This window comes from Halomonas sp. ML-15, assembly GCF_014779595.1.
Lineage (GTDB): Bacteria > Pseudomonadota > Gammaproteobacteria > Pseudomonadales > Halomonadaceae > Franzmannia.
Map to the genome: position 1 here is coordinate 124,462 of NZ_JACXZT010000019.1, position 13,858 is coordinate 138,319.

Sequence of the window (13,858 nt, forward strand, 5' to 3'; positions counted from 1 at the left end):
CTACCAGAGGAGGGCGAGCATGACGAGAATGTCCGAGCGCTGGCAGCACCGCTTACTGCTGTGGCCGCTGCCGGCCGTGCTGCTGCTCTGCTACGTGCTGCCGTTCGCCGGCATCGCCGTCTGGAGCGTCACCCTGCCCGAGCCAGGGATGGCCAACTATGCGCGTCTGGCGACCGACGGCGCCATCCATGCCGTGCTGTGGCGCACGCTCTACCTGTGCGCCACGGTCGGCGTCCTCGCCCTGCTGCTGGCGTTCCTGATGGCCTACTGCTGGCTCTACAGCTCCCCCGGCTGGCAGCGCTGGGTGGAGCTCTGCGTGTTCCTGCCATTCTGGATCTCGGTGCTGGTGCGCACCTTCGGCTGGCTGATCGCGCTGCGCAGCAACGGGCTGGTCAACGGCTGGCTGGAGGCGCTGGGGGTAATCGACTCGCCCCTCGCTTTGACCCGCAACTCCCTCGGCGTGGTGATCGCCATGGTCCACTTCATGGTGCCTTTCGCCTTCTTTCCGCTGGTCTCGTCGATGCGTCAGATCGATGACCGCGTGCTGCTGGCGGCGCGTGGCCTGGGGGCCTCGCGATTGAGAGTGTTCGTATCCATCTTCCTGCCGCAGACGCTGCCCGGCCTGCTCGGCGCCTTTATCATGGTGTTCGTGTTCTGCCTGGGGTTCTTCGTGATTCCGGCGATCCTCGGCGGCGGGCAGACCGTGATGGCCGCCGAGTACGTCTTCCTGCAGATGTTCCAGACCTACAACTGGGGCATCGGCGCGGCGATCTGCATGCTGATGCTGGTGCTGGTCTCCGGCCTGGTGTGGATCCTGCTGCGCTTCTCCCGCGTAGAGCGCCTGGTCGGCTAAGGGGCAAACCAAACCATGAATATCTATCGCGCCGGCTGGCTGGCCAAGCTGCTCGCCCTTGTCACCATGGGCTTCCTGATGCTGCCGCTGATCGCCGTTATACCGGTCTCGTTTACCGGCAAGCGCTATCTCTCGATGCCCGAGGGGGACTGGTCGCTGCGCCACTATGCGACCCTGCTGAGCTCCCCCGAGTGGCTCGGCAGCCTGCTGCACAGCAGCGTGGTGGCGGTGTGCGCAGCGCTGCTGGCGACGCTGCTGGCCACCGCCTTCGTGATCGCCATCTGGTATCGCAGCAGCGCCTGGACGCGCTGGCTGATCGGGCTGTGCATGCTGCCGCTGATCGTGCCGCCGGTGGTCTCGGCGATGGTGCTCTACTTTATGACCACCCGGATCTCGCGCATCGCCCCCGGGCTCGGCTATGACTCGCTGCCCGGGGTGATTCTGGCCCACACGCTACTGATCGTGCCGTTCGGCGTGATCAATATGCTGGTCGCCATCAGCCGCATCGACAGACGCATCGAACTGGCCTCGCGCAACCTCGGCGCCAGCATGTGGCAGACCACCTGGATGGTGATCCTGCCCAACCTGCGACTGGCGATGGTGACCACCTTCCTGCTCTGCTTCGTGCTCTCCTGGGAGGAGATTGCCGTCACGCTGTTTATCACCAGTTGGGAAGTCGTCACCCTGCCACGCCAGATATGGGGCGGCCTGCGTGATAACGTCGACCCGGTGGTGGCGGCCATTTCCACGCTGCTGATCGGCATCGTCCTGCTCTTGCTGCTGACGCGCATGGCAGTCAACAGCTGGCGCGATGCCCGCCGCCCTGGCTAAACCTATATGAGCACTTACGAGGAGCACCATGACGGCATCTATATCAGCCCCAGCACCCCACGGCTGCAGTCGCGAAGAGTGGCGGGCACGCTGCGAGCTTGCCGCGCTCTACCGCCTGATCGCCTACTACCGCATGACCGACCTGATCGACACTCACCTGACGCTGCGCGTCCCCGGGGCTGCCGAGCACTTTCTGATCAACCACTACGGGGTACCCTTCGAGCAGATGCGCGCCTCGGACCTGGTGCGTATCGACCATGACGGTCGGGTCGATGACCCGCTCAATCCTGATGGGCGAGTCAACGTCGCGGGCTTCGTGATCCACTCGGCGATTCATGCCGCACGGCCCGAGCTCGGCTGCGTGATTCATACCCATACCGCCGCAGGGATGGCGGTCTCGGCCCAGGCCGAGGGGCTGCTGCCGCTGACGCAGCATGCGATGAAGTTTCACGGCAAGCTCGCCTACCACGAGTATGAGGGCGTCGCATTGGACGTCGCCGAGCGCGAACGGCTGGTGGCCGATCTCGGCCCCCACAAGGCGATGATTCTGCGCAATCACGGCCTACTCGCGGCGGGAGAAAGCGTCGCCGAGGCGTTTATGGAGATCTACTTCCTCGAACGCGCCTGCCAGGCTCAGGTGCAAGCCCTGGCCGGCGGCCGCGAGCTCCATCTGCCCAGTGAAGCGGTACAGCGACATACCGCGGCCCAGTTCGATGCCGAGAGTGAACGCGAGATCGTCGAGCTTGCCTGGCGCGCGGCGCTGCGCTTGATCGAAGAGCAGCGCTCAGACTATTGCCGCTGAGCCTGCCGTAACGCAAAACGCCCCCGCTGACAGTGCGTCAGCGGGGGCGTTTGTGTCATGCAGGAGTGCGTGGGGAGCACTGAACAAATCGCCGAGCGAGATGAAGCGCAAGGCGCACGGAGCACAGGAACCGGAGCATATGGGGTATATGTGAGGATTCCGAGCACCGCGCAACGCAGCGATTCGCTCGTGCAGGCATTTGTGCAGTGTTTCCTTAGAAGTGCGGCGCCAACTGCTGCACCAGCGCCTTATAAAGGCGCGGGCTGGCGGCCATCAACTGGCCTTCGGTTTCGACGCTGGGACGGCCGTCGAGGCTGCCCATCAGCGCGCCGGCCTCCTTGAGCAGCAGCGTACCAACCTGCTTGTCCTGCTCCTCGAGGCCCAGCACGAAGGCGGCGTCGGCGCGGCCAGAGGCCAGTTCGGCGATGTCCAGCAGGCCGCTGCCGGTGGCGCGCTGCACCTCGATCTGCGGGCCGAGTTGCTGGATCAGCGTTAGATAGGCCGGCAGCTGGCGCGGCCGCAGCCAGCTCTCGGGCAGACTCATGGCGATGCGCGCACCGCTGATCGCGGTGGTCTTGGGCACGCGGATACGCTTGCCGTTGTACTGGGCGCCGCGACCGCGGCTGGCCAGGTATTCGTCATCGCTGAACGGGCAGATCACCACCGCGTGCTCGGGACGCCCCTTGACCATGCACACCAGCGACAGCGCGAAGCCGGCGCTGGCCACGCTGAGGTTGGAGTAGCCGTGGAAGGGTTCAATATGCCAGTGCATATCGCGGCCTTCACCCTCGCCTTCGCGGTAGGGGGTATAGCGGCCTGAAATGCCGTGCTGCGGGTAGCCCCGCACCAGCTGACGGGCAATCAGGGTCTCGGCGTTGCGGGCAGTATCTTCCAGCAGACGCTCGAGATTGTGTTCTTCGTGAGCGTTTTCGATACGCTCGCGAATACGCAGAAACTGTTCGGCGGCGCTGCGCGCAGCGCGCAACCCGAATTGGACCATCGGATGCATGATCGGGCCTTGAGGAGTCGGTAGCTGTTAAAGAACGTGTCGCATGGCTGACGGCGACGCCGGGCATGCTAGCAGAAAGCCCCGCCGAGGGCCATCGCCAACGCCCCAGGCCTCTGCAGCGCGATGCACTCGTGCTAGACTATCCGGCCAAATTACGGCGCGCTCGCTAACCACCCAAGGCTTCTCATGCTCGACTCCATCCGCATTGTGCTGATCGGCACCAGCCACCCCGGCAATCTCGGCGGCACTGCGCGCGCCATGAAGAACATGGGGCTTGGCGACCTGGCGCTGGTGGCGCCGCGTAGCGAACATCGCTCGGCGGAGGCGATCTCGCGCGCCTCCGGTGCCGATACCATTCTTGCTGCGGCACGCCGCGTCGAGACCCTGGAAGAGGCGGTCGCCGACTGCAGCCTGGTGGTGGGCGCCAGCGCCCGCTCGCGCACCCTGCCTTGGCCGATGCTGACCCCGCGCCAGCTCGGCGAGCGCTTGCCGAGCGAGCTGGCCGCTGAGAGTACGCGGGTAGCGCTGGTCTTCGGTCGCGAGGACAGCGGCCTGACCAACGCCGAGCTGCAGCGCTGCCACGCCCACGTGCATATTCCCTCCAATCCCGACTTCAGCTCGCTCAACCTGGCCACCGCGGTACAGGTGCTGGCCTATGAGTGCCGCCTGGCGTGGCTTGCCGCCGAGCACGGCGAGGCGCCCGAGGTCATCGAGCAGGAGCAGCCGTTCGGCGTGGCCTGGGACAATCCCCCGGCCAGTCACGCCGATCTCGAGCGCTTCTTCGAGCATCTCGAACGGGTATTGATCGACGTCGACTTTCACGACCCGGCCAAGCCGCGCCACCTGATGGCGCGGCTGCGTCGTCTCTATCTGCGCGCCCGCCCAGACCAGATGGAAGTCAATATCCTGCGCGGCATGCTCAGCGCAGTGGAGAAGCGCTGTAGCGAGCCCCCGCGAGGCTAGCCCGCGCGCTGCCTTGCAGGGGGCCGACCCCACCCCAATAATGAAACCAGCTGCCAACGGCCGCGCCTGAGCGACCGGCTCACCGTCATTCAAGGATTGCCGCATGTTTGCCCGACTGCGTGAAGACATCAACAGCGTATTCGCCCGCGATCCCGCGGCGCGCAACTTCCTCGAAGTACTGACCAACTACCCCGGCCTGCACGCCCTGCTGCTGCACCGCTGCGGCCACTGGCTGTGGCGCAAGAATCTCAAGTGGCTGGCCCGCACCCTGTCGACCTTCTCGCGCTGGTTGACCGGTATCGAGATCCATCCCGGCGCGACAATCGGCCGACGGTTTTTCATCGATCACGGCATGGGGGTGGTGATCGGTGAGACCGCACTGGTCGGCGACGACGTCACCCTCTACCAGGGCGTTACCCTGGGCGGCACCAGCTGGAGCAAGGGCAAGCGTCACCCGACCCTTGGCGATGGCGTGATCGTCGGCGCCGGCGCCAAGATCCTCGGCCCCTTCACCGTCGGCGCCGGGGCCAAGGTGGGCTCCAACGCGGTGGTCACCAAGGAGGTGCCGGCCGGCGCCACGGTGGTCGGCATCCCGGGCAAGATCGTCAAGCGCGCCGACCCCGATGTCGAAGCCGTGCTCGACGTCGACCCGGCACGGCGCGAAGCGATCTGCCAGAAGTTCGGCTTCGACGCCTACGGCGTGAGCCAGGATATGCCCGATCCGGTGGCGCGTTCGATGCAGGCGATGCTCGACCATATGCACGCCGTCGACGAACGCATCGAGCAGATGTGCGGCACCCTGCGCAAGCTCGACGCCAGCTACCGCGACGGTCGCCTGCCCGAGCTACGCGATGAGGACTTCGCCGAGATCCTCGACGACGTCGACAGCTGCTGCCCGCCGCAGGACGAGGCGCCGCCCAAGGAGGGCGGCGACAGTCGCTAAGGCTGGCGCTGCGCCCTAAAGTTGACCGGGGCGCTGGGTTTTTCCCATAATGGCGTCTTTGCGACACGCCTGCAGGCTGCGATAACCCTATGCGCTTGACCACCAAAGGACGCTACGCCGTCACCGCGATGCTCGACCTGGCGCTCAATGCCAGGCAGGGCCCCTCCTGTCTGGCCGATATTTCCAAACGCCAGGAGATATCGCTCTCCTACCTGGAGCAGCTCTTCGCCCGCCTGCGCCGAGCCGAGCTGGTCAAGAGCGTGCGCGGCCCCGGCGGTGGCTACCAGTTGGCCCAGCCGCCGGCCAGCATCTCGGTGGCGCGAGTCATCGATGCGGTCAACGAGTCGGTGGATGCCACCCGCTGCCAGGGCCTCTCCGACTGTCAGCGCGGTGACGTCTGCCTGACGCACCACCTGTGGTGCGAGCTGTCCCAGGAGATTCACGGCTTTCTCGACGGCATCACCCTCGGCACCCTGGTCGAGCGCCACGAAGTGCAGCATATTGCCGAGCGTCAACGGCGCCGCACCGACAACGCCACCATCGCAGTGTCACCCTCTTGAGCGGCGTATCACGCCGCTCCGCTAACGTTATCAGTGAAGTCATCCTGTCATGAGCGCTCCGGTCTATCTCGATTACGCCGCCACCACCCCGGTCGACCCCCGTGTCGCCGAGGTCATGGCCCGCCATCTGACGCTGGACGGCACCTTTGCCAATCCCGCCTCGCGCAGCCATATGCTCGGCTGGCTGGCGGAGCAAGCCGTGGAGGGCGCGCGGCGCCAGGTCGCCGACCTGCTCAGCGCCGACTCGCGCGAGATCGTCTGGACCAGTGGCGCCACCGAGGCCGACAACCTGGCACTGATCGGTTTCATGCGCGCCAACCGCGCCCGCGGCCGCCACCTGGTGACGTCGCGCATCGAGCACAAGGCGGTGGTCGATACCGCCAGGGCGCTAGAGGCCGAAGGCTTCGAGGTGACCTGGCTCGACCCGCAGCCCGATGGCCGCATCACGCCGACACAGCTGGCCGAGGCGCTGCGTGACGACACCGTGCTGGTGTCGCTGATGGCGGTCCACAACGAGCTCGGCGTGATCAACGACCTGGCCGCGCTGAGCGAGGTGTGCCGCGCCCGCGGTGCCGTTTTCCACGTCGACGCCGCCCAGGCCGCCGGTAAGCTGCCGCTGGACGTCGGCGCCATGGGCATCGACCTGCTGTCGCTGTCAGCGCACAAGCTCTATGGCCCCAAGGGCATCGGCGCACTGTACGTCCGCCGCAGCCCAGATATCCGCCTTGAAGCACTAATCCACGGCGGCGGTCACGAGCGCGGCATGCGTTCCGGCACCCTGGCCACTCATCAAATCGTCGGGATGGGCGAAGCCTTTGCCCTGGCCGCGGACGAGGGCGAGGCCGACCAGCGCCATATTCATGCGCTGCAGCAGCAGTTCCTGGCCGGACTGGCCGATCTCGACGGCATTCATCGCAATACCGATATCAGCGTGGCAGTGCCCAACATTCTCAACCTCGCCTTCGACGGCGTCGACGGCGAGTCACTACTGATGGCGCTACGCCATCTGGCAATATCCACCGGCTCGGCCTGCAACTCGGCGAGCGTCGAGCCGTCATATGTACTGAAGGGGATCGGCGTACCGCGCGCACGTGCGCTCGCCTCGCTACGCTTCAGTTTCGGCCGCTTCACTCAGCAAGACGATATCGAGACTGCAATCCACGAGCTGCGCCACGCGATCACCGCGTTGCGCCGCTGAGCGGCATCTCGCCGACACCCTTTATGCTAGAGTGGCTGTCATCAGGCAGCGTTTCTCAAGGAGGCACCATCATGGCCCATCTGTCGATCACTACCGCCGCCGCCCAGCAGATCCAGCAGGTGCTGGATGAGCGTGGTCAGGGCCTTGGCCTGCGCGTCACGGTCAAGCCCAGCGGCTGCTCGGGCTATAGCTATGTTCTCGACTTCGCCGACGAGGCCGCCGCCAACGACGTGGCCTTCGAGGAGCACGGTGCGCGCGTGTTCGTCGCGCCCGAAGCCCTGGAGATGCTCGATGGCAGCGAAGTCGACTATGTGTCGGAAGGCCTCAATCGCTTCTTCCGCTTCAACAATCCCAACGTCAAGGACCAGTGTGGTTGCGGCGAGAGCTTTACCGTATAGGTGCACTACCGCCGCGATGATTGTTCGATGCCGTGGGAAAGCGCTATAATGCGCGGCCAATCGGCTCGGCGGCGCTTGCGCCGCCAGTCCTCACGCCGATCCTGATTCACGTCGCGCCGCCCGAAGCCCATGCGCTGCATGGCGCCATGCGGGCGGCGCGATGTTATCCGCGATGATCCGATTTCACCCAACGATTCCACCTGACCAACGGAGACACGCCCCCATGGCTACCGAACGCACCCTGTCCATCATCAAGCCAGATGCCGTCGCCAAGAACGCCATTGGCGAAATCATCGCGCGCTTCGAGAAGGCTGGCCTGCAGGTCGTCGCCGCCAAGATGCTGCACCTCGATGAAGCCAAGGCCGGCGGTTTCTATGCCGAGCACAAGGAACGCCCCTTCTTCGGCGATCTGGTGGGCTTCATGACCTCCGGTCCGGTGGTCGTGCAGGTACTCGAAGGGGACGGCGCCATCGCCAAGAACCGTGAGCTGATGGGCGCCACCAACCCCAAGGAAGCCGCCGCAGGCACTATCCGCGCCGACTTCGCCCAGTCCATCGACGCCAACGCCGTGCACGGCTCCGATTCTGCCGAATCAGCAGAGCGTGAGATCGCCTATTTCTTCAGCGCCGACGAGATCTGCCCGCGCTGAGGAAACGCCTCGCTTGCCACCCCGCGGGGGCGCTTCGCGCCCCCGCCCCACCGACCCGCTGACCGCCCATGACTGCCACTACCGCTCCCGAACGCACCAACCTGCTGGGCCTGTCCCGTGAGCAGATGGAGGCCTTCTTTCTCTCTATCGGCGAGAAGAAGTTCCGCGCTGCCCAGGTCATGAAGTGGATCCACCACGAAGGCTGCGACGACTTCGAGGCCATGACCAACCTGTCCAAGGCACTCCGTGCGCGTCTTTCCGAGGTCGCCGAGATACGCGGGCCAGGGGTGATCTATGAAGGCACGTCCAGCGACGGCACCCGCAAGTGGGTGCTCGAGGTGGAGGACGGCAGCTACGTGGAGACCGTGCTGATTCCGGCCGACAGCGGCTCACGCCGCACCCTGTGCGTGTCATCTCAGGTCGGCTGCTCGCTGGACTGCAGTTTCTGCTCCACCGGCAAGCAGGGATTTCAGCGTAACCTTACCGCCGCCGAGATCATCGGCCAGGTATGGGTGGCCAGCCGCAGTGCCGGGCCGCAGAAGGACACCGCTCAACGCGCCGTCACCAACGTGGTGATGATGGGCATGGGCGAGCCGCTGATGAATTACGACAACGTGGTGCCGGCGATGAAGCTGATGCTCGACGACAGTGCCTATGGCCTGTCCAAGCGTCGCGTCACCCTGTCCACCTCCGGCGTAGTGCCGATGATCGACAAGCTCGGCGACGATATCGACGTGAGCCTGGCGATCTCGCTGCATGCCGCTACCGACGAGCTGCGCAGCGAACTAGTACCGATCAATCGCAAGTACAACATCCGCGCCCTACTCGACGCCTGCCAGCGTTACCTGGCCAAGTGTGATAGCGCCCGGGTGGTGACCATCGAGTATACCCTGATCAAGGACGTCAACGATCAGCAGCAGCACGCCACCCAGTTGGCCGAACTGCTGCGCGAGCTGCCGTGCAAGATCAACCTGATCCCGTTCAACCCCTTCCCACACTCGGGGTATGAGAAGCCGTCGCGTAATCAGGTGATGCGTTTCCAGCAGTGGCTCTACGAGCTGGGCTACAATGCGCCGATCCGCACCACCCGTGGCGACGACATCGACGCCGCCTGCGGTCAGTTGGTGGGACGCGTCAAGGATCGCACCAAGCGCCATGCCCGCTATATTCAATCGATTCAGCTCGACGCCGACTGAGGCGGGTGGCGACCTTGACTTCAACCAGACACAGCGCTTTGATGGGTAGGTTTTTCAAGCTGTTGTTGTATCCTGCAGCCACCGCGCGGCTGCTAGATGCCGCTTCTTTCCCATGCGCCGAGAGGACTCGATGATCCGTCGCCATGCCACGCCAGGACGCTGCTCGATACGGCCGCTGCTGATCGGCCTGATCGGTGCCGCATGGCTGGCCGGCTGCAGCAGCCAAGCAGTGCAAACGGAGAGCGGCACCAACCCCGCCGAGGCTTACACACAACTGGGCATGGCGTACCTCGAACGCGACAACCTGCCACGCGCCCAGGGCGCCTTGAATCGCGCCCTCGAAGCGGCTCCCAACGATGCCGAGACACTCCAGGCGCTGGCCATGGTCTATCAGCGCCAAGGCGAGAGCGAGCTCGCCGACGAACACTTCCAGCGCGCCCTATCAGCCAACGCCGGCTTTACCCGGGCACGCAACAACTACGCGGCCTTCCTGTATGACCAGGGCCGCCTCACAGAGGCCTGCACTCAGCTCGAGCAGGCCACCCAAGACACTCAGTACGACAACCGCGCCCAGCTATTTGCCAACCTGGGCCAGTGCCAGCGGGAAATGGGCAACCTCGGGGCGGCAGTAACCAGTCTCGAGCGCGCCCAGGCCATCGATTCACGCAACCCACGTAGCTATTTCACGCTGGCCGAGATCGAATACGCCCAGGGCAATCATTCACAGGCCTGGGAGCAGCTGCAATCGTTCATGCGCCTGGCCGGCTCTACGCCGGACAGTCTCGAACTCGCCCGCGACATCGCCGATGCGCGCGGCGACACAGAGAACCGGCGTTTCTTCACCGAGCAGCTAAATGCCCTGGGTAATGCACCCTGATCACCGAATCTTGACGAAGGATGCTCAGCCATGAGCGACACTCACGATAACGACGTAGCGGACTTTGCCCCCCAGTCGTCACCCGGCGACCTGCTGAAGCGCGAACGCGAGCGCCAGGGCATGCCGCTCGACGAGGTGGCTACCGCCCTCAATCTTCGCCCTGCGGTAGTCCGCGGACTGGAGAGCGACAGCTACGACGAGGTACCGGTGGCCGCCTATCGCCGCGGCTACCTGCGCGCCTACTCACGGCTGTTGGGTATCGACGACAAGCCGGTCATCGCTGCCTACAACAATCACTTCGGCGGCGCCGAGACCGAGCGCAAGGTGACTCCGGTCCACGTCACCAAGCCACCCTCCAAACTCGGCGCCTGGTTATTCAAGCTGGTCACCTTGCTGGTGATAGCCGCACTGATCGCCCTGACCCTGCTGTGGTGGCAGAGCCGCGAGGGCACCGATCTGCTGGGCATGGGCGGCGGCGAGCCGGTAGCCGTCGATACGCTCGACGGCACCACCATTACCGAGGGCGAAGAGGACGCCGCTGCCGAGAGCGAGCCGCTGCCCCCGCTGCCGGACGACGAGAGCGACCTGGGCCTGGTCGACGACGCCGTCCTCAACGACCCCGTCGCCGATGACGCCTTGCTGGCCGATGATCCACAAACCGGTGCTCCCGTCGACGAACCGAGCGATGCTCCTCTGGTCGAAGATCCAGCACTGACCGAGGCGCCCGCAGAAGAGGACGCGGCAAGCGACGACGATCAGGCGGTAGGCGACCTGGCCGAAGCCGCCACTGCCGAGGTCGAAGAGAGCGCCGCCGCCGATGACGATGCCGCCACCGGCCCCGGCGTACTGCAGCTGACCTTCAACGAGCAGTCCTGGACCGAGATCTTCGATGCCGGCAACCAGCGCGTATTCGTCGGCCTGCAGGAGCCCGGCACCCAAGCTACCGTAGAGGGCGAACCGCCCTTCCGCCTTACCGTAGGCAACGTCACCGGCGTCGAGCTGCGCTATCTCGGCGAAGAGGTCGACCTGGTCGGCTATGCCGGCAGCAACAACGTTGCCCGCTTCACCCTGGGAGAATGACCTAGTCACCATGCACGCTCAGTCTCCAATCACACGTCGCCAGTCACGCCAGATCCACGTCGGCTCGGTCGCCGTCGGCGGCGGTGCGCCGATCTCGGTGCAGAGCATGACCAATACCGACACCCTCGACGTGGCTGCCACCGTGGCGCAGATTCGCCAGCTCGAGACCGCCGGCGCCGATATCGTGCGCGTCTCGGTGCCCGATATGGACGCCGCCGAGGCCTTCGGCAAGATCAAGCGCGAAGTCGAGGTGCCGCTGGTCGCCGATATTCACTTCGACTACAAGATCGCCCTGCGCGTCGCCGAACTCGGCGTCGACTGCCTGCGCATCAACCCCGGCAACATCGGCCGCGAAGAGCGGGTACGAGCGGTAGTTTCCGCGGCCCGCGACAACGGCATCCCGATCCGCATCGGCGTCAACGCCGGCTCGCTGGAGAAGGATCTGCAGAAGAAGTACGGCGAGCCGACGCCGGCAGCGCTGGTGGAGTCGGCGATGCGTCATATCGACCATCTCGAACGCCTCGACTTCCCCGACTTCAAGGTCAGCGTCAAGGCCTCCGACGTGTTCATGGCGGTGGCCGCCTACCGCGACCTGGCGAGCCGTATCGAACAGCCACTGCACCTGGGTATCACCGAGGCCGGCGGACTGCGCTCGGGCACCGTCAAATCGTCGATCGGCCTCGGCATGCTGCTGATGGACGGTATCGGCGATACCATCCGCGTATCGCTGGCCGCCGATCCCGTCGAGGAGATCAAGGTCGGCTTCGATATGCTCAAGAGCCTGCGGTTGCGCAGCAAGGGCATCAACTTCATCGCCTGCCCCAGTTGCTCGCGGCAGAACTTCGACGTGATCGGCACCATGAATGCTCTCGAGGAACGCCTCGAAGACATCATGACACCGCTCGACGTGTCGGTGATCGGCTGCGTGGTCAACGGCCCCGGTGAGGCCAAGGAAGTCGATGTCGGCCTGACCGGCGGCAGCCCCGCCAACCTGGTGTATATCGACGGCAAACCCGCCAGCAAGCTGCGCAACGATCACCTGGTCGACGACCTCGAGCGTCTGATCCGGGAGCGCGTACGCCTCAAAGAGCAGGCCGAACAGGACGTGATCGCCCGGGACCTCTGAAGGCCCGGCGATATGTAAGGAGCTAGTGTTGAGCCAGAAGAAGATCCAGGCCATTCGTGGCATGAATGACCTGCTGCCCGACCAGTCACCGTACTGGCAGTATTTCGAGGCCCAGGTGCAGACCCTGATGCAGCGCTACGGCTATGCCGAGGTGCGCATGCCGATCGTCGAGCAGACGGCACTGTTCGCGCGCTCCATCGGCGAGGTCACCGACATCGTCGAGAAGGAAATGTACACCTTCGAGGACCGCAACGGCGACAGCCTCACCCTGCGCCCGGAAGGCACTGCCAGCTGCGTGCGCGCCGCCATGCAGCACGGGTTGCTGCACAACCAGACCCAACGGCTCTGGTATCAGGGCCCGATGTTCCGCCACGAGCGCCCCCAGAAGGGCCGCTATAGGCAGTTCCACCAGGTCGGCGTGGAGACCTTCGGTCTCGAAGGGCCGGATATCGACGCCGAACTGATCCTGCTCTCGGCGCGGCTGTGGAAGCAGCTCGGCCTGCTCGATCACGTCACCCTGGAGCTCAACTCGTTGGGCTCGCTGGACGCCCGTGCCGCCTACCGCGACACCCTGGTGGCCTATTTCGAGCAGCATCACGAACTGCTCGACGAGGATTCCCGGCGGCGGCTTTCCAGCAACCCGCTGCGCATCCTCGACTCCAAGAATCCCGACATGGCGGCCATGCTCGACGCCGCGCCCCAGTTGATGGATCACCTCGACGCCGAGTCCCGCGAGCACTTCCAACAGCTCACCGCGATCCTCGACGCCGCCGGCATCGACTATGTGATCAACCCCCGCCTGGTGCGCGGCCTCGACTACTACTCGCGCAGCGTGTTCGAGTGGACGACCAGCGCGCTGGGCAGCCAGGGCACGGTATGTGCCGGCGGCCGCTACGACGGCCTGGTCGAGCAGCTGGGCGGCAAACCCACCCCGGCGGTGGGCTTCGCCATGGGTATCGAGAGACTGATCCTGCTGCTGGAGACCCTCGAGCTGGTGCCCGAGGAGGCCACGCCGGCCCTCGATCTCTACCTGCTGGGCATGGATGCTGCTGCCAGCCGCGAGGCCCTGCTGCTCGGCGAGACACTGCGCGAGGCGCTGCCCGCGCTGCGCGTGCAGGTGCACTGCGGTGGCGGCAGCTTCAAGAGCCAGATCAAGAAAGCCGACAAGAGTGGCGCACGGCTGGCGCTACTGCTGGGCGAAGATGAGCTCGCCGCAGGCACGGTAACCGTGAAGTTTCTGCGCGACGATCGCGAACAGTGCAGCCTGCCGCGCGACGGCCTGGCCGCGGCGCTGTCCGAACTGCTGAGCGTCGCTTGACCGCCGCGGCGCACGAGCGCTGCGGCATGCATTCCGAATTCAGAGGAGACCGCCC

Annotated in this window: 15 protein-coding genes; 14 read left to right on the top strand and 1 reads right to left on the bottom strand. The window is 65.3% G+C overall.

Translation table 11 applies throughout. The features are described from left to right. The first annotated feature begins 19 nt into the window (after positions 1-19). Genes IEI94_RS12190 through IEI94_RS12200 form a run of 3 tightly spaced genes read left to right on the top strand, consistent with a single transcriptional unit; the run spans position 20 to position 2,486 of the window. Complete coding sequence (locus tag IEI94_RS12190; RefSeq protein ID WP_191167585.1) at positions 20-853, top strand: ABC transporter permease; 834 nt, start codon at positions 20-22, stop codon at positions 851-853. Positions 854-868: 15 nt separating this feature from the next. Next, on the top strand, positions 869-1,684 hold the full coding sequence (locus IEI94_RS12195) for an ABC transporter permease (RefSeq protein ID WP_191167586.1): 816 nt from the start codon (positions 869-871) through the stop codon (positions 1,682-1,684). 28 nt (positions 1,685-1,712) lie between these two features. Further along, on the top strand, positions 1,713-2,486 hold the full coding sequence (locus IEI94_RS12200) for a class II aldolase/adducin family protein (protein ID WP_191167587.1): 774 nt from the start codon (positions 1,713-1,715) through the stop codon (positions 2,484-2,486). A gap of 214 nt (positions 2,487-2,700) precedes the next feature. Here the strand turns inward: IEI94_RS12200 and IEI94_RS12205 are convergent, their stop codons facing one another. Further along, positions 2,701-3,495, bottom strand: a complete 795-nt coding sequence (locus tag IEI94_RS12205) for an inositol monophosphatase family protein (protein WP_191167588.1) — start codon at positions 3,493-3,495, stop codon at positions 2,701-2,703. A 186-nt stretch (positions 3,496-3,681) separates the two neighbouring features. On the opposite strand from IEI94_RS12205, the gene trmJ reads away from it, so the two are divergent. The 11 genes from trmJ (at position 3,682) to hisS (ending at position 13,803) form a co-directional block, all read left to right on the top strand. Continuing rightward, positions 3,682-4,458 (top strand): tRNA (cytosine(32)/uridine(32)-2'-O)-methyltransferase TrmJ, encoded by a 777-nt coding sequence (gene trmJ, locus IEI94_RS12210; RefSeq protein WP_191167589.1) that lies wholly within the window; start codon positions 3,682-3,684, stop codon positions 4,456-4,458. Between the two features lie 103 nt (positions 4,459-4,561). After that, positions 4,562-5,401, top strand: a complete 840-nt coding sequence (gene cysE / locus IEI94_RS12215; protein WP_191167590.1) for a serine O-acetyltransferase — start codon at positions 4,562-4,564, stop codon at positions 5,399-5,401. Positions 5,402-5,490: 89 nt separating this feature from the next. Next, positions 5,491-5,961 (top strand): Fe-S cluster assembly transcriptional regulator IscR, encoded by a 471-nt coding sequence (gene iscR, locus IEI94_RS12220; RefSeq protein ID WP_191167591.1) that lies wholly within the window; start codon positions 5,491-5,493, stop codon positions 5,959-5,961. Positions 5,962-6,010: 49 nt separating this feature from the next. Next, entirely contained in the window at positions 6,011-7,159 is a 1,149-nt protein-coding gene (locus tag IEI94_RS12225; protein WP_191167592.1) for an aminotransferase class V-fold PLP-dependent enzyme, read from the top strand. A gap of 71 nt (positions 7,160-7,230) precedes the next feature. After that, positions 7,231-7,557 (top strand): HesB/IscA family protein, encoded by a 327-nt coding sequence (locus tag IEI94_RS12230; protein ID WP_191167593.1) that lies wholly within the window; start codon positions 7,231-7,233, stop codon positions 7,555-7,557. A 223-nt stretch (positions 7,558-7,780) separates the two neighbouring features. After that, positions 7,781-8,206, top strand: a complete 426-nt coding sequence (gene ndk, locus IEI94_RS12235) for a nucleoside-diphosphate kinase (protein ID WP_191167594.1) — start codon at positions 7,781-7,783, stop codon at positions 8,204-8,206. Positions 8,207-8,274: 68 nt separating this feature from the next. Continuing rightward, positions 8,275-9,402, top strand: a complete 1,128-nt coding sequence (gene rlmN, locus IEI94_RS12240; RefSeq protein WP_191167595.1) for a 23S rRNA (adenine(2503)-C(2))-methyltransferase RlmN — start codon at positions 8,275-8,277, stop codon at positions 9,400-9,402. Between the two features lie 130 nt (positions 9,403-9,532). Continuing rightward, positions 9,533-10,279, top strand: a complete 747-nt coding sequence (pilW, locus tag IEI94_RS12245; protein WP_191167596.1) for a type IV pilus biogenesis/stability protein PilW — start codon at positions 9,533-9,535, stop codon at positions 10,277-10,279. A 30-nt stretch (positions 10,280-10,309) separates the two neighbouring features. Further along, positions 10,310-11,359, top strand: a complete 1,050-nt coding sequence (locus IEI94_RS12250) for a RodZ domain-containing protein (RefSeq protein WP_191167597.1) — start codon at positions 10,310-10,312, stop codon at positions 11,357-11,359. A 10-nt stretch (positions 11,360-11,369) separates the two neighbouring features. Next, entirely contained in the window at positions 11,370-12,485 is a 1,116-nt protein-coding gene (gene ispG / locus IEI94_RS12255; RefSeq protein ID WP_191167598.1) for a flavodoxin-dependent (E)-4-hydroxy-3-methylbut-2-enyl-diphosphate synthase, read from the top strand. 28 nt (positions 12,486-12,513) lie between these two features. Then, positions 12,514-13,803, top strand: a complete 1,290-nt coding sequence (hisS, locus tag IEI94_RS12260) for a histidine--tRNA ligase (protein ID WP_191167599.1) — start codon at positions 12,514-12,516, stop codon at positions 13,801-13,803. Positions 13,804-13,858 lie beyond the last annotated feature (55 nt).